At 70.0% G+C, this 21,070-nt stretch carries 19 protein-coding genes; 7 read left to right on the top strand and 12 right to left on the bottom strand.

Features of this window, described 5'->3' with window-relative positions:
- The first annotated feature begins 64 nt into the window (after positions 1-64).
- Entirely contained in the window at positions 65-865 is an 801-nt protein-coding gene (locus tag AC0N04_RS09085; protein WP_474280754.1) for a glycosyltransferase, read from the top strand.
- Positions 866-886: 21 nt separating this feature from the next.
- Positions 887-2,869, top strand: a complete 1,983-nt coding sequence (asnB, locus tag AC0N04_RS09080; RefSeq protein WP_474280752.1) for an asparagine synthase (glutamine-hydrolyzing) — start codon at positions 887-889, stop codon at positions 2,867-2,869.
- Between the two features lie 50 nt (positions 2,870-2,919).
- Here the strand turns inward: asnB and AC0N04_RS09075 are convergent, their stop codons facing one another.
- Together AC0N04_RS09075 and galE are read right to left on the bottom strand one after the other, a co-directional pair.
- The gene (locus tag AC0N04_RS09075; RefSeq protein ID WP_474280750.1) at positions 2,920-4,809 is read right to left on the bottom strand and encodes a polysaccharide biosynthesis protein; all 1,890 of its coding nucleotides are present in this window, start codon (positions 4,807-4,809) and stop codon (positions 2,920-2,922) included.
- Complete coding sequence (galE, locus tag AC0N04_RS09070; protein WP_474280748.1) at positions 4,806-5,828, bottom strand: UDP-glucose 4-epimerase GalE; 1,023 nt, start codon at positions 5,826-5,828, stop codon at positions 4,806-4,808. The genes AC0N04_RS09075 and galE overlap by 4 nt, the downstream gene beginning before the upstream one ends.
- Before the next feature lie 211 nt (positions 5,829-6,039).
- On the opposite strand from galE, the gene AC0N04_RS09065 reads away from it, so the two are divergent.
- Positions 6,040-6,606 carry a Uma2 family endonuclease gene (locus tag AC0N04_RS09065; RefSeq protein ID WP_474280746.1) on the top strand — a complete coding sequence of 189 codons (567 nt, stop codon included), beginning with the start codon at positions 6,040-6,042 and terminating at the stop codon, positions 6,604-6,606.
- A gap of 31 nt (positions 6,607-6,637) precedes the next feature.
- On the opposite strand, the gene AC0N04_RS09060 is transcribed toward AC0N04_RS09065, so the two are convergent.
- From AC0N04_RS09060 to AC0N04_RS09015, 10 genes are all read right to left on the bottom strand, one after another.
- Complete coding sequence (locus AC0N04_RS09060) at positions 6,638-7,243, bottom strand: sugar transferase (RefSeq protein WP_474280744.1); 606 nt, start codon at positions 7,241-7,243, stop codon at positions 6,638-6,640.
- A 23-nt stretch (positions 7,244-7,266) separates the two neighbouring features.
- Positions 7,267-8,436: a DegT/DnrJ/EryC1/StrS family aminotransferase gene (locus tag AC0N04_RS09055; protein WP_474280742.1), complete on the bottom strand. Its 1,170-nt coding sequence runs from the start codon at positions 8,434-8,436 to the stop codon at positions 7,267-7,269.
- A 120-nt stretch (positions 8,437-8,556) separates the two neighbouring features.
- Entirely contained in the window at positions 8,557-9,795 is a 1,239-nt protein-coding gene (locus AC0N04_RS09050) for a glycosyltransferase family 4 protein (RefSeq protein ID WP_474280740.1), read from the bottom strand.
- Entirely contained in the window at positions 9,792-10,871 is a 1,080-nt protein-coding gene (locus AC0N04_RS09045; protein ID WP_474280738.1) for a glycosyltransferase, read from the bottom strand. Before AC0N04_RS09045 ends, AC0N04_RS09050 begins: the two co-directional genes overlap by 4 nt.
- Entirely contained in the window at positions 10,868-11,500 is a 633-nt protein-coding gene (locus AC0N04_RS09040) for an acyltransferase (protein ID WP_474280735.1), read from the bottom strand. Before AC0N04_RS09040 ends, AC0N04_RS09045 begins: the two co-directional genes overlap by 4 nt.
- A complete protein-coding gene (locus AC0N04_RS09035) occupies positions 11,500-12,798 on the bottom strand; it encodes a lipopolysaccharide biosynthesis protein (protein ID WP_474280733.1) in 1,299 nt (432 codons plus the stop codon). Before AC0N04_RS09035 ends, AC0N04_RS09040 begins: the two co-directional genes overlap by 1 nt.
- The gene (locus AC0N04_RS09030; protein ID WP_474280731.1) at positions 12,791-13,891 is read right to left on the bottom strand and encodes a DegT/DnrJ/EryC1/StrS family aminotransferase; all 1,101 of its coding nucleotides are present in this window, start codon (positions 13,889-13,891) and stop codon (positions 12,791-12,793) included. The genes AC0N04_RS09035 and AC0N04_RS09030 overlap by 8 nt, the downstream gene beginning before the upstream one ends.
- Positions 13,892-13,898: 7 nt before the next feature.
- Positions 13,899-14,492 carry an acyltransferase gene (locus AC0N04_RS09025; RefSeq protein WP_474280729.1) on the bottom strand — a complete coding sequence of 198 codons (594 nt, stop codon included), beginning with the start codon at positions 14,490-14,492 and terminating at the stop codon, positions 13,899-13,901.
- 2 nt (positions 14,493-14,494) lie between these two features.
- A complete protein-coding gene (locus AC0N04_RS09020) occupies positions 14,495-15,568 on the bottom strand; it encodes a Gfo/Idh/MocA family protein (RefSeq protein ID WP_474280727.1) in 1,074 nt (357 codons plus the stop codon).
- Positions 15,569-15,579: 11 nt separating this feature from the next.
- Positions 15,580-16,863, bottom strand: coding sequence for a nucleotide sugar dehydrogenase (locus AC0N04_RS09015; RefSeq protein WP_474280725.1), 1,284 nt, complete (start codon positions 16,861-16,863; stop codon positions 15,580-15,582).
- 157 nt (positions 16,864-17,020) lie between these two features.
- Between AC0N04_RS09015 and lysS the strand changes: the two genes are divergently transcribed.
- The 4 genes from lysS (at position 17,021) to AC0N04_RS08995 (ending at position 21,067) form a co-directional block, all read left to right on the top strand.
- Positions 17,021-18,544 carry a lysine--tRNA ligase gene (lysS, locus tag AC0N04_RS09010; RefSeq protein WP_474280723.1) on the top strand — a complete coding sequence of 508 codons (1,524 nt, stop codon included), beginning with the start codon at positions 17,021-17,023 and terminating at the stop codon, positions 18,542-18,544.
- Between the two features lie 68 nt (positions 18,545-18,612).
- Positions 18,613-19,194: a pyridoxamine 5'-phosphate oxidase gene (locus AC0N04_RS09005; protein WP_474280721.1), complete on the top strand. Its 582-nt coding sequence runs from the start codon at positions 18,613-18,615 to the stop codon at positions 19,192-19,194.
- A 143-nt stretch (positions 19,195-19,337) separates the two neighbouring features.
- Positions 19,338-19,997 carry a substrate-binding domain-containing protein gene (locus AC0N04_RS09000; protein WP_474280719.1) on the top strand — a complete coding sequence of 220 codons (660 nt, stop codon included), beginning with the start codon at positions 19,338-19,340 and terminating at the stop codon, positions 19,995-19,997.
- Positions 19,998-20,038: 41 nt separating this feature from the next.
- Positions 20,039-21,067: an amidohydrolase family protein gene (locus AC0N04_RS08995; RefSeq protein ID WP_474280717.1), complete on the top strand. Its 1,029-nt coding sequence runs from the start codon at positions 20,039-20,041 to the stop codon at positions 21,065-21,067.
- Positions 21,068-21,070 lie beyond the last annotated feature (3 nt).

Genomic DNA, 21,070 nt, shown 5'->3' with positions numbered 1-21,070 from the left:
TATGACCCTTGCACCTTCCTCCAGCCCGATCGCTACCCGCCACGACACCCCCGTCGCTATCCTCATGGCCATCCATGCGGGCGCGGATGCCGAGCATTTGGCTGAGTCGTTGGCCAGCCTCCGAGCACAGACGCATGCGCGGCTGCGCCTGTTCCTGTTCTGCGACGGCAAGCTCCCGGAAACTCATGAGGCGCTGCTGGATCGCTACACGCAGTCTCAGGCCGGCGACGCCGTCTTACGCAGCGCGGTGTCAGTCGGGCTGCCGACCGCGCTCAACCGACTGATCGATCGCGCAATGCGGGACACCGACGTCGAATTCCTCGCCCGCATGGACGCCGACGACCTGTCAATGCCGGAGCGCATTGCGCGCCAAGTCGAATTCATGCGGTCGACGCCCGAGGTCGATCTGGTCGGCACTTGGTGCATCGAATTCGCAGAAGCGGGCATCCCACAATTCCACAAACGCCTGCCGTCCACACGTTCGGAGTTGCTCGATTTCATGGTGTGCCGCAGCCCCCTGGCGCATCCGACTGTGATGTTTCGTCGAAAGATCTTCGACGCGGGGTTCCGTTACGAACCTTCGCTGCTGCAGATGCAGGACTACGATCTCTGGTCGCGACTCGTCCGCGCCGGATTCATGATCTCCAACGTTCCAGAGTACCTGCTCTGGTATCGAATGGCCGACGGATTCTTCCAGCGACGCAGCGGCCTCACTCGCGCGCTGAAAGAAGTTCGAATGCGGATCGAATATGCCCGCGAGATGCAGCTGCTGCGTCCCATTCACTTGGCCAAGCTGTTCGCGTTGCTGCTCGCGCGCATCGCGCCCGAGCGCCTCAAGCGCCTGGCCTACCGGCGGGCACGCTGACTCTTACCCATACGAACCAACATGTGCGGCATTGCAGGAATCTGGAGTACGGCGCTGAGCGACCCGGAAGCGTCGGTCACCGCGATGATGGAGGCGCTTGTCCACCGCGGGCCCGATTCGAGCGGCCGATGGACGTCGCCCGACGGGCGGATCTGCCTGGGCCACCTCCGGCTCGCCATCATCGACCTCACCATCGAAGGCGCGCAGCCGATGCGCTCGCGCAGTGGCCGCTTCCTGATCACGTTCAACGGCGAGATCTACAACCACTTGGACCTGCGCAAGCAGCTGGGCGACGTCGCGTGGCGCGGACACTCGGACACCGAAACGCTACTCGAGGCGATCGATCAATGGGGCCTGGAACGGGCGCTCAAGTCCTGCGTGGGTATGTTCGCGCTCGGGTTATGGGACCGCGCTCGGGGTACGTTATCGCTCGCGCGCGACCGGATGGGGGAGAAGCCCCTGTACGTCGGCCGCGGCCGCGACACCCTAGCCTTCGCCTCGGAGCTCAAGGCCATGCGCCCCGTGCCCGGCTTGGACCTCTCGCTTGACCCGGAGTCCCTGCAGCACTACGCCCGCTACGGCTACATTCCCACACCCGGCAGCGCCTACAAAGCCGTGCGCAAGCTGCTTCCTGGCACCATTTTGGTGCTCCACTCGCCAGCAGATGAGGGAACGACGCAGGTCTACTGGACGCTACCGCAGCCCTCCGGGCATCTCGAATCGCCGACCGGCGACAATGCCGTACGCACGGAGTCTCAATGGATCACGGTGGTGGGCGATGCCATAGACCAGGCTGTACGGCAGCAACTATTGGGGGACGTGCCGCTGGGTGCGTTCCTCTCTGGCGGGATCGACTCGTCGCTGATCGTCGCCATGATGCAGCGCGCCGCCAACCAGCCCGTCCGCACGTTCTCGATGGGAGTGCGGGACTCTGTGGAGGACGAGTCCGCACATGCCACCCTGGTGGCCCGGCATCTGCGCACCGACCATACCGAACTGATGGTGACGCCCCAGGACGTGCTGGACGTCGTCCCTGACCTGGTTCAGATCTACGACGAGCCGTTCGCCGACGCTTCCCAGGTTCCCACGGTGTTGCTGAGTCGCAAGACGCGCGCCCACGTCACAGTGGCGCTGTCAGGCGATGCCGGCGATGAGCTCTTCGGCGGCTACAACCGGCACCTGACAGCATCGCGCCTCGAACCGATGCTGGCGTCGATGCCCGTTTGGCTGCGCGCGGCATCCGGCGCATGTCTCCAAGCCGTGCCGAGCCGCATGTGGGACGCAGCGTCAGGCAGCGCGAGCCTGCGACGTGGCCTGCGACTGCCGCCCGGCATCGGCGAGAAGGTCGCCCGCATAGCCGGATTCATTTCCGCTGCCTCGCCGGAGCAGGCGTACCAGCGAACCGTCTCGCAGTGGCTACGAGACAGCGACATGCCCGTCAAGCACATGATTGCTCCGCTGAGGCTGCCGGCGCTGGAAAAAAATCGCGAAAAAACACCACTTGCACAAGAGTTGATGTGGTGGGATATGAAGACCTACCTACCCGACGACATTTTGGTAAAGGTCGACCGCGCAGCGATGTCGTGCAGCCTCGAGACTCGGGTCCCGTTTCTCGATCATCGACTGGTCGAACTCGCGCTGAAGCTGCCGATGCAATTCAAGATCCGCGGCGGAACGACGAAGTGGATCTTGAGGCAACTACTTGAGCAGCACGTGCCGCGCGCCTTGACGGAGCGCCCGAAGCAGGGCTTCACGTTGCCCCTCGCACAGTGGCTGAGGGGACCCCTTCGGGCATGGGCGGAAGACCTGCTGGAGCCTGTGTCCCTGGATCATTCGGCGATCTGGGAACCCCGGCAGGTCCGTTCAATCTGGCAGGAACACTTGTGCGGCCGGGCTAATCACCAGCGTGCACTATGGACAGTGCTCATGCTACAGGCGTGGCTGCGCAACGATGCGTCGTGGTCGAGGCAACCGAGCGAGCCTGTGAAAAGGCGAGCAAGCTGACGAGGTCGGGATCGAAGCGCTGTTCATCAACGTGCCAAGTCTTTCCTAGTTCACATTGCAGGCTGAAACTCCGGAACCAAGGCTTGCAATTGGCCGCGCACCAGCTCATCACGAGCATCGCTGAACACACTCGAGTCCAATTCAACCAGCCACTTCGCCACCAACCCACCCGATCCCGCATCGTCCAGCTTGGCTAAACGCAATCGTTTGAACGGCGTGGGCAAGGTGGTATCCCCATCCGCCAGCAGTTCTTCGTAGAGCTTCTCGCCTGGCCGCAGGCCGCTGAAGACGATGGGCACGTCCTCCAGGGTCAAACCCGCGAGCCGAATGAGTTGCCGGGCCAGGTCGACGATCTTCACCGGCTCGCCCATGTCCAGCACCAGCACCTGCCCGCTCTCGCCGATGGCGGCGGCCTGCAGCACCAGCCGCGCGGCCTCGGGGATGGTCATGAAGTAGCGGATGATGTCCGGGTGGGTCACGGTCACCGGGCCGCCCTTGGCGATCTGCTCCTTGAACTTCGGGATCACGCTGCCTGACGAACCCAGCACGTTGCCGAAGCGCACGGCCATGAAGCGCGTACCGGGGTGCTCCGCGGCCAGCGCCGAGATCACCATCTCGGCCGCGCGCTTGGTGGCGCCCATCACGTTGGTGGGGTTGACGGCCTTGTCGGTGCTGATCAGCACGAAGCGCTCTGCCCGGTGCTCCGCCGCAGCCAGCGCCGCGTGGTAGGTGCCCAGCGTGTTGTTGCGCAGCGCGGCCCAGGCGTTGTGCTCCTCCATCAAGGGCACGTGCTTGTAGGCGGCGGCGTGGAACACCACCTGCGGCTGCCAGCGGGCGTAGAGGGCGCGCACATGCGCCAGGTCCTTCACGTCGCCGATCAGGCGCACCAGCGGCAGGCCGGGGAAGGCCTCGGTCAGTTCCTGTTCGATGGTGTAGAGGTTGAACTCGGAGAGTTCGTACAGCACCAGCCGCGCGGGCTTGAAGCGCGCCACCTGCCGGCACAGTTCGCTGCCGATGCTGCCGCCGGCGCCGGTGATCAGCACGGTCTTGCCCTGCAGCACCTCGCCGATGCCGGCTTCGTCCAGTTGCACCGGCTCGCGGCCCAGCAGGTCTTCGGGCTCGATGTCGCGCACCCGGTCCACCCGCTCGCCGCCGCTGCGCAGCTCTTCAGCCGAGGGCACGGTCAGCACCGGCAGGCCGGCCTCGCCGGCCAGGGCCACCGCGCGCCGGCGCTGTGCGGCCGTGGCGGCCGGCAGCGCGATGATGAGGTGGGTGGCGCCGCCGCGCACACCCTTGTCCTTGACGGCCTCCAGCGGCCCCAGCACCGGCACGCCGGCGATGCGCGCGCCCTGCTTGTGCGGATCGTCGTCCAGCAGACCCAGCACCACCCAGCCTTGCTGGTGGATGCCCGCCAGCAGGCGCTTGGCCGCCTCGCCGGCCCCCAGCACCAGCGCGCGGCGCACGTCCAGCTCGCCCCCGGTGATGCGCGAGCGGGCATGCTCGTACAGCATGCGGTAGGACACGCGCACGCCGCAGACCGCGATCAGCGCGACAAACGGATGCATCGCCAGCACGGCCCGCGGCACGCCGTACAGACCCAGCCCCATGACCCCGGCGGCGCTGACGAAGCCCGCGCCCAGGCAGCCCAGCGTCAGGCGCTTGACCTCGCCGAAGCCCGAGAAGCGCCACATGCTCTGCGGCACCTTCAGCAGCGCGAAGGCGGCCAGATAGGTGGCGATCACGCCCAGCAGCACCCAGGCGTCATACGGCGGGCGCTCTTTGAGCCAGCGCTCGAAACCGAGGCGGAACAGGTAGGTGGCGTTCCAGGCCAGCGCGATCATCAGCGCATCGACGGCCATCGAGATCGGCTCGCGATGCGGGCGCAAGCGCGCCAGGAAGCGGTCCAGCCGGTGCCAGACCGACGGTGCTGCGTCGCTCATGAGGCCGGCGCAAACCCGTCGGGGTTCTGGCTCTGCCAGCGCCAGCTGTCCGCGCACATCGCGTCCAGTCCGCGGCGGGCCTGCCAGCCGAGCAAGGCCTTGGCCTGCGAGGCGTCGGCGTAGTAGCTGGGCAAGTCGCCGGGCCGGCGGTCCACCACCTGGTAGGGAATGGGGCGGCTGCTGGCCCGCTCGAAGGCCTTGACCAGATCGAGCACGCTGTAGCCCACGCCCGTGCCCAGGTTGACCGTGACCGACTTCCGTTCACCGAGCAGGTAGCGCAATGCCGCGACATGGCCTTCGGCCAGATCCATCACATGCAGGTAATCGCGCACGCCGGTGCCGTCAGGCGTGTCGTAATCGCCGCCATAGACCGACAGGAATTCCCGCCGGCCCACCGCCACCTGGGTGACGTAGGGCATCAGATTGTTCGGCACGCCGCGTGGGTCTTCGCCGATGCGGCCGCTTTCGTGGGCCCCGACCGGGTTGAAGTAGCGCAGCCAGGCGATGTTCCATGCCGGGTCCGAGCTTTCGAGGTCACGCAGGATCTGCTCGCCCATCAGCTTGGTGCGGCCGTAGACGTTCATCGCCGACAGCGGGTGGGCCTCGGTGTACGGAAGGAATTTCGGCTCGCCGTAGACGGTGGCGCTGGAGCTGAACACCAGCGTCTTCACGCCGTGCCGCGCCATCACCTCGCAGGTCGTCACCAGCCCGCCGATGTTGTTGGCGTAATAGGCCAGCGGCATCTGCGCCGACTCACCCACCGCCTTGAAGGCCGCGAAATGCACCACCGCGTCGATCGCATGGCGCGCGAAAACGCCGTCCATCGCCTGCGCGTCGCAGACATTGGCCTGCTCGAACACCACAGGCCGCCCCCCCAACGCCACCAGGCGCTCCAGCACCACCGGCGAGCTGTTGGAAAAATCGTCCACCCCCACCACCTGGAAACCCGCCGATTGCAGGGCCAGCCAGGTGTGCGAGCCGATGTAGCCGGTGGCGCCGGTCAGGAGGACGGTGGGCAAGATGGGGCTCCGGGAGTGGGCATCGACCCCGGCGGCGGCCGGGGCCGGCCTGGGGGCATGACGCAGGCTGCCGATTCTACTGACGCCCCGGGGTCAGGCGGCGCAGCCGCGGCCGTATCATCATGGAGGTCTGGAGGTAGATCGCGCCCCTCCTCCTGGCCCCACTCCGCCGGAGATCACGCCCATGGGACTCGCCACTCCCCGACTTGCCATGACTGCCGCCGACTACCTGGCCTGGGAAGCCACGCAGACCGAACGCCACGATTTCGTCGCGGGCGAGGTGTTTGCAATGGCCGGCGCCGAGGATCGTCATGTCACGGTCTCACTCAATCTGGCGATGGCCCTGCGCCAGCACCTGTCCGGCGGCCCCTGCCGTACCTTCATCGCCGACATGAAGGTGGAGGCGGCGCACGGCAAGGCGTACTTCTATCCCGACGTGGTGGTCACCTGCAGCGAGGCCGACCGCGCCAGCCCGATGATCAAGCGCGAACCGCGGTTCATCGCCGAGGTGCTGTCACCGGGCACGGCGGCCTATGACCGCGGCGAGAAGTTCGCCCACTACCGCCAGATCCCGTCGCTGCAGGAAGTGGCCTTCATCGATGTGGACAGTCGCCGCACCGACGTCTACCGCAAAGGCGGCGATGGCCTGTGGGTGTTGCATCCGTTCGATGCCGGTGCCACGGTGACGCTGGCCAGCGTGGCCTTGAGCCTGGACGCCGAGCTGCTGTTCGCCGAGGTGGAGAGCGCCGTGCCCGAGGGGCCGCCCGAGGCGCCGTGAGCCGCTGAACAACGGCCCGAGCACGAGGCGCTCAGCGGCCCAGCCGGCCGACCAGCAACAGCGCGGTGCGCCACAGCGTGCGCAGATCGCTCATCAAGGTGGCCTGCTGCGCGTAGGCCGCCGCCTCGCGCAGCTTGGCCGGCAAGATCACCTCCACGTACTCGCGTTCGGGATCGGCCGCCGCGGCCAGCAGCGCGCTTTCGTCGGCCAGGCGCAGCGAGGCCGGGTCGGTGATGCCGGGGCGCACCGACAGCACCACGTCGCGCAGATCGGCCGGATAGAACGCCACGTAGCGCGGCACCTCGGGGCGCGGGCCGACCAGGCTCATGTCGCCGACCCAGACGTCGATCAGCTGCGGCAACTCGTCGAGCTTGCTGCGCCGCAGCCAGGCGCCGATGCGGGTGATCCGGGCATCGGCACCGACCGTCAGCTGGCCGCCCTGGCGCTCGGCGTCGGCGCGCATGGTGCGCAGCTTGTGGATGCGAAACCGCCGGCCGCCACGGCCGACGCGCTCCTGTCGGAAGAAGACCGGCCCGGGCGAATCGAGTTTGATCAGCAGCGCCACCAGCAGGCCGGGCAGCGCCAGCACCGCCAGGCCCACCGAGGCCAGCAGCAGATCGAACAGGCGCTTGGCCATGGCCTGGCGCGCGCGAAGCGGGCTCAGGCCTGCAGCGCGCGCCGCGCCGCCGCCGCCACGCGCTGCACGTCGGCCGCCGTCATGCGGGTGTACAGCGGCAAGCTGGCCATGCGCTCGTAGGCGTGCTGGCTGTGCGGGAAGTCTTCGGCCCGCAGGCCGTAGCACTCGCGCCAATACGGATGCTGGTGCAGCGGGATGTAGTGCACGCTGCAGCCGATGCCGTCGGCGAACAAGGCTTCGATGAAGGCGTCCCGGCCGATGGGGGCCGCATCGGTCAGGCGCACCGGGTAGAGGTGCCAGGAATGCAATTCGCCCGGCGCCGGTTCGGGCGGCAGCAGCAGCGGCAAGTCCGCCAGGGCCTCGCGGTACTGGGCCGCCAGCGCGGCGCGTTGCTGCTGGAAGCCCCGCGCCCGCCCCAGCTGATGCAGGCCCAGCGCGGCAGCGATGTCGGTCAGGTTGTACTTGAAGCCAGGGGCGACGATCTCGTAATACCAGCTCGGCACCTTGGCGGTGAAGCGGTCGAAGGCGTCGCGGTTGATGCCGTGCAAGCGCATCACGCGGGCGCGCGCGGCGATCGCCGGGTCGCGCGTGACCAGCATGCCGCCTTCGCCGGTGGTCATCGTCTTGTTGGCGTAGAAGCTGAACACGGTGGCGTCGCTGCCCAGCGTGCCGATCAATTGCCTGGCGTGGGTGGTGGGCAAGGCGTGGGCCGCGTCCTCGACGACCTTGAGGCCATGGCGGCGCGCGATGTCCAGGATGGCGGTCATGTCCACCGCCAGGCCGCCGTAGTGGACCGGAATGATGCACTTGGTCCGGGGCGTGATCGCCGCTTCCACCGCCGCCGGGGCGATGTTCAGCGTGGCCGGGTCGATGTCCACCAGCTTGACGTCGGCGCCCAGGTAGCGCACCACCTCGGCGGTGGCCGTGAAGGTGTGGGTCGTGGTGATGACCTCGTCGCCGGGGCCGATGCCCAGCGCTTCGAGCGCCAGATGCAGGCCGGCGGTGGCCGAGTTGACGGCCAGGGACTGCAGCGACGGATCGCCCAGGAACTCGGTGAACGCGGCCTCGAAACGCCGGGCCTTGGGGCCGGTGGTGACCCAGCCCGAGCGCAGCGTGTCCACCACCTCGGCGATTTCCTCCTCGCCGATCTCGGGCAGCGCGAAGGGCAGGAAGGGGGCGGCAGAGGCAGTCATGGGTGGATGCAGGGTGACGGGCGGCGGGAGGCCGTGCGCCGGGCAGAGGGATCGCGGCATTTTACGGGTGGGGACGCGGCAGGGCCGCCGCCGCGCGCGCCGCACGGGCGCCGTCGCCGATCAGCGCCGGGCGGACTCGCAGGCCTGCAGAAACCGCGCCGCCAGCACCGGGTAGGTGTGCCGGGCCTGCACGAAGGCCCGCCCCCGCTGGCCCATCGCGCGGCGCTCGTCGGCCGGCACGGCCAGCAGGCGGCGCAGCCCGTCGGCCACGGCCTGGGCCGACTCGGGCGCGACGGTCAGCCCGCAGCCGGCTTCGGCCACCGGGTCGTTGCCCGCCTCGACCGAATGCAGCACCGGGCAGCCCGCCATCATGTAGTCCATCAGCTTGTTGGGCGCAATGCCGAAGCGGTAGATCGGCACCCGCCGCCAGCCGATGTAGGCGATGTCGATCGCCGCCAGGAACGCCGGGATCTGCGCCTTGGCGATCGGCGCCAACCAGTGCACCCGCGTCAGGCCTTCGTCGGCGATGCGGCGCTGCAGGCGCTCGCGCTCGTGGCCGTCGCCCACCAGCACGATCTCCACCGCTTCGTCGCGCAGCAGCGCGGCGGCGTCGAGCAAGATGTCCAGCGCATTGGGTTCGCCCATCGAACCGGCGTAGCCCAGCACCGCGCGGCCGGCGGCGCGCGCACTGGCGATCGCGGCGGCCACGTCGTCGCGCAAGGGCGCCGGTGCGCCAGCCCAGTCGTCGGGCGAGATGCCGTTGGGCACGATCGCCAGCTTGCGCAGGTCCAGCCCGCGCGAGGCCATGTGGTCGGCCACCTTGGGCAGCATCGAGACCACCACGTCGGCGTCGCGGTAGGCGGTCCTCTCGGCCCAGCCGCACAGCAGCGCGAACGGATGCCAGGGCGACATGCCCGACAGCTCGATGGGCGAGAGCGGCCACAGGTCGTGCACCTCGAACACCAGCCGCGCGCCGGCCTTGCGAGCCAGACGCCGCGCGACCCAGATGTCCATCGGGTAGGTGCTGGAGGCGATCACCACGTCGGGCCGGACCTCGGCCACCAGCGCGTCGGCGGCGGCCCAGACCTGGCGCAGGAACGCCCAGATGTTCTTCACCCGGCCCAGGCCGTTGCCCTGGTAGGGCGGCGCGGCGAACCACTGGTATTCGATGCCGTCGATGGCTTCGCATGCGCCTTGCGGGCCCACCTCGGGCTGGCGCGCGCGCACATGCGAGTAGCCGGCCGCCACCATGCGCACCCGGTGCCCGGCGCGCACCCACTCGCGGGCCAGGTAGTAGGGGCGGAATTCCATGCCCAGCTGCGGCGAGCCGGCGTAGTGGTTCAGGTACAGGATGTTCATCGCATCGTCCGCGGCGTCAGGGCCTCGAGTCGCTCCACATAGGCGCGCACGCTGGCGGGAAACATCGCATGCCGACCGACCCAGTCGCGCAATTCGGCTGCCACCGCATCGGCCCGCTCGGCCAGCGGTGCCAGGCGTTCGCGGCCCGGCCGTTCGGCGTCCGCCAGGATCACGCCGTTGCGGCCGTCGTCCACCAGTTCGCGGTTGGCGGGCAGGTCGGACAGCAGCGGGATCGCGCCATGCGCCATCGCCTCCAGCACCGACACCGACACCGAGTCGCTGCGCGGCAGGCTCAGGTACCAGCGGGCGCGGGCATACCAGCCGGCCTGCGTGTCGGCGTCCAGCCGGCCGACAAAGCGCACCCGGCCGGCCAGGTCGGGCTCGGCCGCGCGGGCTTCCAGCGCGGGGCGCAGCGACCCGTCGTTCGCCACCACCAGGCGGGCCTCGGGCCAATCCCGGGCCAGCGAGGCGAACACGGCCAGCACGCGCTCGGGGGCGTAGATCGGCTCCAGGCCCCGGTTGGCGAAGAACAGCGCCGCATCCTTGGGCCCCGGCGGGGCCGGCAGGGCTTCGAGGCCGAACGGAAACACCATCAACTCGCCGGCGCCCAGCGCCTTCATGCGCTGCCCCATGTACGCCGAATCGCTGGTCGCCAGCGTGCAGGCCTGCAGCACGCGCCGCGTCAGGCCCCGCATCAGCCAGCTGCGCTCGGGCGCCACCAGGATGTCCGAGCCCCAGGCCGAACCGGCGATGCGCGCGTGCACCCCGCCCCAGCGCACCGCCAGCCAGGCCAGCGTGCCGTGCGAGCTGAGGTAATGCGGCGCGAGCCAGTCCGGCTGCACCTTGCGCAGCCAGCGCACCAGGGTGGGAAGCGCCCGCAGCAGGCCCACGTTGCCGCCGCCGAAGCGCGGCCGCGTGCCCAGCGCGAGCCGCCGCCCGGCCGGCAGCACCGCGTCGAAACCGGGCAGAAAGCCGCGGCTGGACGCCGCCCACAGTTCCACCTGCGGCGCCAGCGCGCGGGCCCATTTCAGCAAGTGCGGGCTCTCGCCGTCGCCGATCAGCACCAGCCGGATCATGGCTCGCCGCGTGCGGCCCAGGCCTCGTACAGCGGCCTGAGCTCGGGGTGCTGCGCCAGCAGCCGCTCGTCGCCGTGCCGGGTGTCGCCGACGATGCGGGCGGGCCGGCCTTCGAGGATCGCGAAGTCGGGGTAGTCGCCACGCACGAAACTGCCGGCACACACCAGCGTGCCGCGCCCCAGCCGGGTGTTGGCCTCGATCAGCGAATGCGGGCCGATGAAGCTGTAGGCGCCGATGTGGATCGGCCCGGCGATCCAGCCCGGCCGCGGCGGCACCGGCGCGGCCGCCCAGTCCGGCGTGGACGGCGCCTCGGCGCCGGGCCAGTCGGCGTAGGCCGCGCCGAGCAGGCGCTGCGAGCGGTGCGAGGCGTGCGTCACCAGGCTGACGTGGCTGGTGACCTGCACCCCGTCGCCCAGCGTGATGCCGCCGCTGGCCTCGATGAAGTTGAACGGGCCGATGTAGACATGGTCGCCCAGCACCAGCCGGTCCTCGTGCTCGATGCACGCGGCGGGCGAGATGCGGGTGTGCGCCAGCCAGCGGCCACCCGAGCGCTCGCCGAACACGACGCGGTAGAGCCAGGCCCGCACCACGCGTCGGCGCCAACGATTCAGCCAGGGACGCAGATTCATCACGGCGCCGATTCTTCCACCACCGGCCAGGTCGCCAGGCGAACGAAGTAGAAGCCGAAATATCCCAGCATCGCCGCCGACACGGCCCAGCCGGCGCCGTTCAGGCCGCCCAGGTGGAGCCCCAGCGCCAGCGCCGCGACGAAGGCCACCTGCCCCACCAGCGCCAGCTTGAGCGCCCAGGCCTGGGCCTGCCAGGCCATGGTCACCACCGCCAGCGGCGCGGCGACGAAGTGCAGGCCGATGTAAAGCGCCAGCGCCCGCGCCAGTTCGCCGGCCGCGCGCCAGGGCGCGCCGAACAGCGCGGCGAACGCCCACGGCCCGCCCCACCACAGACCCAGCACCAGCGGCAGCGCCAGCAGCGCCAGCGTGGCCATCACCCGCCGCAGCGCCTGGCGCGCGGCGCGGGTGGGTTGCGAGCCGGCCTGCGCCAGCTTGGGGTACAGCGCCTGCGACACCGCACTGCCCACCAGCGTGGACGGTGCCTTCAGGTAGCGCAGCCCCAGGCCCCAGAAGCCCGCCGCCGCCGGCCCCAGCGTGGCCGACAGCAAGGCCACCGCGACCGTGTCCTGCAAGGCGCCGGTGAAGGCGTGCGGCGTGTTGAGCAACGGGAACTGGCGGTACTTGCGCGCCACCTCCCGCAACGTGCCGGCACGGGCCGGGTCCGCCGCCGGGGACCGCGGCGCCGCGCGCAGCGGCAGCCGCAGCCAGACCGTGGCCAGCGCCGCCGCGGCGACCGGCGCCGCGATCAAGCCCGCCACGCCCCAGCCGGCCCAACCCGCCGCCACCTGGGCCACGGCGGCCCCGCCGTACTGCAGCACCCGCGCCGCCGCCAGCGCCGAGAACTGCTGCCGGCGCGTGGCCCACAAGGTGGCCAGCGAGACGGCACCGGCCGCCGCGACGGCCGCCGGCAGCCAGGCCACCCAGGCCGCCGCGCCGGCCCACCACCAGCCCAGCGCGCCCAGCGCGCTGCCGGCCGTGACCCCGACCAGGATGCGCCAGGCCAGGCGGCGCAGCGCCTCCGCCTCGGCGTCGTCGGACGCCATCGGCAGCGCGAACTCGTAGCGGGCGCAGGCCACCACGCCCAGGTTGGCGGCGACGGCCGCGAACAGGTGATAGTGGCCGAACGCCGCCGGCGTGAACAGCCGCGTCAACAGCGGCCCCAGCAGCAGCGGCAAGGCCTGGGCCAAGGCCCCGCCCGCCACCAGGGTCAGGCTGGCCCGCACCAGGCCGTGCAAGGGGGGGCTGCCGCCCGATGGCGCGGCACGCGCGGCGTCGGCCGAGGACGCGGGATCAGCCACGCCGGCCCACGGCCTGGGCCAGTGCGGCGACAACCTGGTCCTGGTCCGCCTCGCTCAGGTCCGCGCTCATCGGCAGGCTCAGCACGCGCGCCGCCACCGCGTCGCTCACCGGGCAGCCGCCCGCCGGCGCGAAGCGCTGGTACGCGAGCTGGCGGTGCAGCGGCCGGGGGTAATGCACGGCCGTGGGCACGCCGCGCTCCTTGAGCGCCTGCTGGACCGCCTCGCGCTGCTCGACGAACACGGTGTACTGGCCCCAGACGCAGTCGCGATCGGGCCGTACGCTCAGCAGATCGAGGTTCAGGCCGGCCAGCGCCTGGCCGTAGCGCGCCCCGAGTGCGTGGCGGCACGCCAGCTCCCACTCGAAGCGCGGCAGCTTCGCCAGCACGATGGCGCATTGCAGCGTGTCCATGCGCCCGCCGACGCCGATCCGGGTGTGGGTGTAGCGCGCGCTCTGTCCATGCACGCGGATCTCGCGCGCGGCCTGCGCCAGCGCGGCGTCGTCGGTGAACAAGGCGCCGCCGTCGCCATAGCAGCCCAGCGGCTTGCTGGGGAAGAAACTGGTCGCGCCGAAGGTCGACAGGCCGGCACTGCGCCGGCCCTGGTAGGTCGCGCCGAAGCTTTGCGCCGCGTCCTCGATCACCGGCAGGCCATGGCGCGCGGCGATGGCGTTGATCTCGGCCATGTCGGCGACCTGGCCGTACAGGCTGACCGGCATCAGGGCGCGGGTGCGCGGCGTGATGGCCGCCTCGATCTGCGACGGGTCGATGTTGCAGGTGTCGGGCTGCACGTCGACGAACACCGGCACCGCGCCCAGCAGCGCGATGACCTCGGCGGTGGCTGCGAAGGTGAACGGCGAAGTGATGACCTCGTCGCCGGGCTGCAGGCCCAGCGCCATCAGCGCGATCAGCAGCGCCTCGGTGCCGCTGGCCACGGTGATGCAGTGCCGCGTGCCGGTGAACGCGGCCAGCGCGGCTTCGAGCTCGCCGACCTCCGGGCCCATGATGTACTGGCCATGGTCCAGCACCTGCTGGATGCGTGCGTCGATCGCCGGCTTCAGGGCGCCGTACTGGGTCTTCAGGTCGGTGAATTGCATCGCAGCCTCAGGAGATTCGGGCCAGGCCGGCCGGCTCCAGCCGGTAGCGTTCGCCGGTGGCGGGGCAGGCCGCCTCGACCGCCTGGCCGGCGGGCGCCGCCAGCGGCAGCGCGAGCTTCTCGCCGTGGCGGCTCATCCAGCCCACCTGGCGCGCCGGCACGCCGGTCATCAGCGCGAAATCGGGCACGTCGCGGGTGACCACGGCGCCGGCGCCGATGAAGGCGTATTCGCCCACCGTCACGCCGCACACCAGTGTGCTGTTGGCCCCCAGCGTGGCGCCGCGCTTCACGCGGGTGCGGCGGTATTCGCTCTTGCGCACCACCGCCGCGCGCGGGTTGTGCACGTTGGTGAAGACCACGCTCGGGCCGCAGAACACGTCGTCTTCCAGCGTCACCGCGTCGTAGACCGAGACGTTGTTCTGGATCTTGACGTTGTGCCCGATGCCCACGTCGTTGGCGACGAAGACGTTCTGCCCCAGCGAGCAGCGTGCGCCGATGCGGGCGCCCGCGCAGACATGGCTGAAGTGCCAGACCTTGGTGTCCTCGCCGAGCTGGGCGCCCGCGTCGACGATCGCGCTGGGGTGATGCCAGGCCGCGGCCATGATCAGAACACCAGCGGCAGGCCGACGCGGCAGCCGTCTCGCGCCGAGCGGTAGGCGGCGATGATCACTTCCAGCGAGCGCAGGCCTTCGTAGCCGTCGACCTCGGCGTGGGCCTGGCCCTGCAGCGTGGCCAGCACGTTGTCGTAGAACAGCGGGTGACCGAAGCCGTAGACCGAGGCCGTTCCGTAGCTGGCCGACGCGATGTCGGCGTCCTCGGGCCGGGGCTCGTCGAACTGCCAGTGCAAGATCTCGTTGACCGCCACGCCGCCGATGCGCACCGTGCCCTTCTCGCCCAGGATCGTGATCGAGCCCTCGAGGTTCTTGGGGTAGGTCAGCATGGTCACGTTGATCGACGCCAGCCCGCCGTGGCGCAGGCGCAGGCTCATCACGCCGGTGTCCTCGGCCTCGATGTCGCGCGCCAGCGTTCCGGTGTAGGCGTGCACGTTGTCGACCGGTCCGACCAGCCAGTCCACCATGTCCACGTAGTGGCTGGCCTGGTTCATGAACGCGCCGCCGTCCATGTCCCAGCGGCCGCGCCACGGCGCGTCGTCGTAATAGCTTTGCGGCCGGGTCCAGAACACGTTGACGGTCACCAGGTGGATGCGGCCGAAACGGCCCTGGGTGATCGCCGCCTTGAGCCGCTGCATCGTCGCGTTGAGCCGGTTCTGCTTGACGACGAACAGCTTCACCCCGGCGTCGCGGCAGGCGCGCACCATCGCCGTGCCCTCGTCCCACTTCGTCGCCATCGGCTTTTCCGACAGCACGTGCCGACCGGCCGCCGCCGCCTGGATGGCCTGCTGCGGGTGCAGGCCGCTGGGCGTGGTCAGCACCACCAGATCGGGCTGCACGGTCGGGTCGGTTTCGGCCAACAAGGCGGCCAGCGAGCCGTAGCCGCGCGCGCCGGTGCGTTCGACCGCGGACTGCAGCCGGCCGGTATGGGTATCGCAGACGGCCACCAGCTCGGCCCGCGCGGCGTGCTGCGACAGCGCTCCAAAATGGTTGGCACTGATGCGGCCGCAGCCGACCAGGGCCACGCGGATGCGTCGATCGGTGATGGGCAGCGGCACGGCGGTCATGGCAGGCATCTTCAAAGGCGGAACACGGTGAAGCCGGCGGCGTCCAGCTCAGCGCGCGGGTAAAGCGATTTCACGTCGGCCAGCACCGGCCGCTCGCCGCGCACCATCGCACGCAGCTGCGCGACGCTCAGGGCGCGGTATTCGCGGTGCGCCACAGCCACCACCAGGGCGTCGAACGGGGCCTGGGCGGCCGGGTCGACCAGCGTGATGCCGCACTCGGCCCGGACCTCGTCGGCATCGGCGTGCGGATCCATCACCACCACCGACGTGCCGTGGTCCTGCAACTCGTGGATCAGGTCGACCACCTTGGAGTTGCGGATGTCGGGGCAGTTCTCCTTGAAGGTCATGCCCAGCACGCCGACCCGGCAGCGCGGCACGTCCAGGCCGTTCTTCAGCATCCGCTTGACGGTGTTGCGCGCCACGTAGCGGCCCATGTTGTCGTTGATGCGCCGGCCGGCCAGGATCACCTGCGGGATGTAGCCCAGCTGCTCGGCCTTGTAGGTCAGGTAGTACGGATCGACGCCGATGCAGTGGCCGCCGACCAGGCCGGGCCGGAACGGCAGGAAGTTCCATTTCGAGCCGGCGGCCTCCAGCACCTCGGCGGTGTCGATGCCCATGCGGGCGAAGACCACCGACAGCTCGTTCATCAGCGCGATGTTCAGGTCGCGCTGGGTGTTCTCGATCACCTTGGCGGCCTCGGCCACACGCAGGCTGGACGCGCGGTGCACGCCGGCGGTGACGACCGAGGCGTAGACCTCGGCCACGGTGTCCAGCGTGGCGGCGTCGCAGCCCGAGACGATCTTGCGGATCGTCGTGAAGGTGTGCTCGCGGTCGCCCGGGTTGATGCGCTCGGGGCTGTAGCCGCAGAAGAAATCGACCCGGTGCGTCAGGCCCGAGACCTGCTCCAGCACCGGCACGCAGTCTTCCTCGGTGGCGCCGGGATAGACGGTGGACTCGAAGACCACGATGTCGCCCTTCTTGAGCGCCTGGCCGACGGTGCGGGACGCGGCGATCAGCGGCGACAGGTCGGGCTTGTTCGCGCCGTCGACCGGCGTGGGCACCGCGACGATGAAGAAGTCGGCGCCGCGCAAGTCGTCGATGCGGTCGGTGTAGCGCACCTGGGCGGCGCGCAGGTCGGCGTCCGGGACCTCGCCGGTGCGGTCGTGGCCGCGCTGCAGCTCGGCGATGCGGGTGGCGTTGATGTCGAAGCCGACGATGGGCGCATGGCGCCCGAACGCCACGGCCACGGGCAGGCCGACGTAGCCCAGGCCGACGACAGCGAGTTTTCGATGCATGAATCAGGCGGACCTCGAACCCTGCAGTCCCGGCTCCGGCGAACAAAAGCGGCGATTTTAGGTCTTGCCCCGGGCGGCGCCCCTAAAATTGCCGGTAACGCCTGCGCCGGGCCCCTGCCCGCCACGCCGCAGCCCCGAACCTCCCCTGCCCTGCCCCATGAACCAAGACACTCCCCAGCCGCTGACGCCCGACGACGACAACCAGCTGATCGCCGAGCGCCGCGAGAAACTGGCCGGGCTGCGCGAGCAGGCCCGCGCGCGCGGGACGGCGGTGTTCCCGAACGACTTCAAGCCGCAGCACCGCGCGGCCGACCTGCACCCGACCTACGGCCAGCTGCCGAACGAGGAGCTGGAACCCCAGGCGGTGGCCGTCAGCGTCGCTGGCCGGATGATGCTCAAGCGCGTGATGGGCAAGGCCTGCTTCGCCACGGTGCAGGACGGCACCGGCCGCATCCAGCTCTACATCACGCAGGACGCGGTCGGGCCGGAGGTGCTGGCCGCGTTCAAGCACTGGGACCTGGGCGACATCGTCGCCTGCGAGGGCCTGCTGTTCCGCACCAAGACCGGCGAGCTGTCGGTCAAGGCCTCGTCGGTGCGGCTGCTGACCAAGAGCCTGCGGCCGCTGCCCGACAAGTTCCACGGCATGACCGACCAGGAGCAGAAGTACCGCCAGCGCTACGTCGACCTGATGATGGACGACGCGGCGCGCACCCGCTTCGTCGCCCGCAGCAAGGGCGTGGCGTCGATCCGCAACTTCATGGTCGAGCACGGCTTCCTGGAGGTGGAGACGCCGATGCTGCACCCCATCCCCGGCGGCGCCAACGCCAAGCCCTTCATCACCCACCACAACGCGCTGGACCAGCAGATGTTCCTGCGCATCGCGCCCGAGCTGTACTTGAAGCGCCTGATCGTCGGCGGCTTCGAGCGCGTGTTCGAGATCAACCGCAACTTCCGCAACGAAGGCATCTCGGTTCGGCACAACCCCGAATTCACGATGATGGAGTTCTACGCGGCCTACTGGAACCATCACGACCTGATGGACTTCACCGAGGCCCTGCTGCGCCACGCTGCCCGCGCCGCCACCGGCACCGCGCGCCTGACCTACGCCGGCAAGGAGGTGCTGCTCGACGAGCCGTTCGCCCGCCTGTCGGTGCGCAACTCGCTGGTCGCGCACGCGGGCCTGAGCGAGGCCGAGGCCGACGACGCCGGCGCCATCCACGCCCGGCTGACCGCGCTGGGCGAGGAGCCGCCCAAGCATTGGGGCCTGGCCCAGCTGCAGTTCGGCCTGTTCGAGGCGGTGGTGGAGGAAAAGCTTTGGCAGCCCACCTTCATCATCGACTATCCGGTCGAGGTCAGCCCGCTGGCCCGGGCGTCGGACGCCAACCCGGCGATCACCGAGCGCTTCGAGCTGTTCATCACCGGGCGCGAGTTCGGCAACGGCTTCTCGGAGCTGAACGACGCCGAGGACCAGGCGGCGCGCTTCCACTCGCAGGTGGCCAACAAGGACGCCGGCGACGAGGAGGCGATGTACTACGACGCCGATTTCATCCGCGCGCTGGAATACGGCATGCCGCCCACCGGCGGCTGCGGCATCGGCATCGACCGTCTGATGATGCTGCTGACCGATTCGCCCAGCATCCGCGACGTGATCCTGTTCCCGGCGCTGCGCCGCGAGGCATGACCTGGCACAAGCCCGGAGGAAGGGCAAGCCCTGTGGCGCCGTTCCCCGGGGTTTGAGACAGTGACGCGATGAGCTCCGCCGCCGCCCAGACCCCGTCGCCCGACCCCGCCCCGTCGCTGGCGGAGATCGAGGCCCGGCTGTGGCAGGAACTGGCCCAGGCCGCCCGCGACAAGGGCCACGCCTGGCGCACCGCGGTGCTGGCCACCGTCACCGCCGAGGGCGAGGCCGATGCGCGCAGCGTCGTGATCCGCGAGGTGAATGTCGAACAGCGCGACCTGGTCTTCTTCACCGACGCGCGCTCGCCCAAGGTGGCGCAGATGGCGCTGCGGCCGCAGGGCGTGCTGATGATGTGGTCGCCGGCCCTGGGCTGGCAGTTGCGCCTGACGGTCGGCCTGACGATCGCCACCAGCGGGCTGGCGGTCTCGTCGCACTGGGCCCGGCTGAAGATGACGCCGGCCACCTTCGACTACCTGTCGCCGCTGCCGCCGGGCGCCGAGATCGCGCACCCGACGCCGGAGCGGGGCACCCGCGAGCACTTCGCCGTGGTCACCGCCCGGGTGCAGGCCATCGATTGGCTGGACCTGCGCCGCGAAGGCCAGCGCCGGGCCTGTTTTTCCGGCACCGCCCGGCCGCGCTGGCTGCAGCCCTGAACGCGGCGGGCCGTCCGCGGCGATGCCGATCCGAACTATCAGCTAGACGCTCATCTGCCTAGTCGGCATGGCGGAGCCTCGCCAGAATCCGCTCACGCTGTTCGTGGGCCGATATGAAGACTGGGATCAAGGGAATTTCATCGATGGCCACCCGCCAGGTGCTGGCCGAGCTGGTCGCCGCCTACCGGCAGGCGACCGGCGTCGAGGTCGTGATCGAGTCGGTCGGCGGCGTGGACGCCGCCAGGCGGGTCCAGGCCGGCGAGGCCTTCGACCTGGTGATCCTGGCCTCCGACGCGATCGACAAGCTGATCGCCAGCGGCCAGGTGCTGGCCGGCAGCAAGGTGGACCTGGTGCATTCGGGCGTGGCGGTGGCCGTGCGAGCGGGCGATCCGCTGCCGGACCTGGGCTCGGAACAAGCCGTCCGCCAGGCCGTGCGCGGCGCGCGCAAGCTGAGCTACTCCACCGGTCCCAGCGGCGTCGCCCTGGCCCGGCTGTTCGAGCGCTGGGGCCTGACCGGCGAATTGCAGGGCCGCATCGTCACCCCGCCGCCCGGCGTGCCGGTGGGCAGCCTGGTGGCGAGCGGCGAGGTGGCGCTGGGCTTGCAGCAGCTCAGCGAGCTGATCGACCTGCCCGGCATCACCGTCGCCGGCCCGCTGCCGCCGGAGATCCAGATCACCACCACCTTCTCGGCCGGCGTGTGCGCCGGCACGACCCAGCCGGAGGCCGCACGCGCGCTGCTGGACTTCCTGCGCTCGCCGGCCACGGCCGAGGCCAAGCGCCGCCAGGGCATGGAGCCGGCCTGAGCCGCGCCCCGTCCCGTTCCCCGATTCCTCAGGAGACCCCGATGATCATCGACGTACACGGCCACTACACCACCGCGCCGGCCGCCCTGGGCGCCTGGCGCGACCTGCAGATCGCCGGACTCAAGGACCCGTCCAAGGCGCCCAGCGCCGCCTCGCTGAAGATCAGCGACGACGAGATCCGCGAGACCATCGAGACGAACCAGCTGAAACTGATGAAGGAGCGCGGCAGCGACCTGACCATCTTCAGCCCGCGTGCCAGCTTCATGGCCCACCACATCGGCGACTTCAACACCTCGAGCACCTGGGCGGCGATCTGCAACGAGCTGTGCTACCGGGTCAGCCAGCTGTTCCCGGATCACTTCATCCCCGCCGCGATGCTGCCGCAATCGCCCGGTGTCGATCCCAAGACCTGCCTCCCCGAGCTGGTGAAGTGCGTCGAGCAATACGGCAATGTCGGCATCAACCTGAACCCGGACCCGTCGGGCGGCCACTGGACCTCGCCGCCGCTCAGCGACAGGCACTGGTACCCGATCTACGAGAAGATGGTCGAGTACGACATCCCGGCGATGATCCACGTCAGCACCAGCTGCAACGCCTGCTTCCACACCACCGGCTCGCATTACCTGAACGCCGACACCACGGCCTTCATGCAGTGCCTGACCAGCGACCTGTTCAAGGACTTCCCGACGCTGAAGTTCCTGATCCCGCACGGCGGCGGCGCGGTGCCCTACCACTGGGGCCGTTTCCGCGGCTTGGCGCAGGAGCTGAAGAAGCCGCTGCTGCAGGACCATCTGCTGAACAACATCTTCTTCGACACCTGCGTCTACCACCAGCCGGGCATCGACCTGCTGACCAAGGTGATCCCGGTGAAGAACATCCTGTTCGCCAGCGAGATGATCGGCGCGGTGCGCGGCATCGACCCCGAGACCGGCCATTACTACGACGACACCAAGCGCTACGTGGCGGCCACCGCCAACCTGAGCGACGAAGAGCGCTTCATGGTCTACGAAGGCAACGCGCGCCGCGTCTTCCCGCGTCTGGACGCGGCCCTCCAGGCCAAGGGCCTGTAATCC

The organism is Ideonella sp. sgz306126, assembly GCF_056032705.1.
Note: the sequence above shows the minus strand (reverse complement) of the source record. Positions and strands in the feature narration are given on the sequence as shown.

Excerpts from the sequence above, each read along its gene's own strand:
- AC0N04_RS09015 (WP_474280725.1), bottom strand. The coding sequence starts at position 16,863 with ATGCATCGAAAACTCGCTGTCGTCGGCCTGGGCTACGTCGGCCTGCCC.
- AC0N04_RS09030 (WP_474280731.1), bottom strand. The coding sequence starts at position 13,891 with ATGCAATTCACCGACCTGAAGACCCAGTACGGCGCCCTGAAGCCGGCG.
- AC0N04_RS09025 (WP_474280729.1), bottom strand. The coding sequence starts at position 14,492 with ATGGCCGCGGCCTGGCATCACCCCAGCGCGATCGTCGACGCGGGCGCC.
- AC0N04_RS09005 (WP_474280721.1), top strand. The coding sequence starts at position 18,613 with ATGAGCTCCGCCGCCGCCCAGACCCCGTCGCCCGACCCCGCCCCGTCG.
- AC0N04_RS09065 (WP_474280746.1), top strand. The coding sequence starts at position 6,040 with ATGACTGCCGCCGACTACCTGGCCTGGGAAGCCACGCAGACCGAACGC.
- AC0N04_RS09040 (WP_474280735.1), bottom strand. The coding sequence starts at position 11,500 with ATGAATCTGCGTCCCTGGCTGAATCGTTGGCGCCGACGCGTGGTGCGG.
- lysS (WP_474280723.1), top strand. The coding sequence starts at position 17,021 with ATGAACCAAGACACTCCCCAGCCGCTGACGCCCGACGACGACAACCAG.
- AC0N04_RS09075 (WP_474280750.1), bottom strand. The coding sequence starts at position 4,809 with ATGAGCGACGCAGCACCGTCGGTCTGGCACCGGCTGGACCGCTTCCTG.
- AC0N04_RS09050 (WP_474280740.1), bottom strand. The coding sequence starts at position 9,795 with ATGAACATCCTGTACCTGAACCACTACGCCGGCTCGCCGCAGCTGGGC.
- AC0N04_RS08995 (WP_474280717.1), top strand. The coding sequence starts at position 20,039 with ATGATCATCGACGTACACGGCCACTACACCACCGCGCCGGCCGCCCTG.
- AC0N04_RS09055 (WP_474280742.1), bottom strand. The coding sequence starts at position 8,436 with ATGACTGCCTCTGCCGCCCCCTTCCTGCCCTTCGCGCTGCCCGAGATC.
- AC0N04_RS09085 (WP_474280754.1), top strand. The coding sequence starts at position 65 with ATGGCCATCCATGCGGGCGCGGATGCCGAGCATTTGGCTGAGTCGTTG.
- asnB (WP_474280752.1), top strand. The coding sequence starts at position 887 with ATGTGCGGCATTGCAGGAATCTGGAGTACGGCGCTGAGCGACCCGGAA.
- AC0N04_RS09000 (WP_474280719.1), top strand. The coding sequence starts at position 19,338 with ATGGCCACCCGCCAGGTGCTGGCCGAGCTGGTCGCCGCCTACCGGCAG.
- AC0N04_RS09060 (WP_474280744.1), bottom strand. The coding sequence starts at position 7,243 with ATGGCCAAGCGCCTGTTCGATCTGCTGCTGGCCTCGGTGGGCCTGGCG.
- AC0N04_RS09045 (WP_474280738.1), bottom strand. The coding sequence starts at position 10,871 with ATGATCCGGCTGGTGCTGATCGGCGACGGCGAGAGCCCGCACTTGCTG.
- AC0N04_RS09020 (WP_474280727.1), bottom strand. The coding sequence starts at position 15,568 with ATGACCGCCGTGCCGCTGCCCATCACCGATCGACGCATCCGCGTGGCC.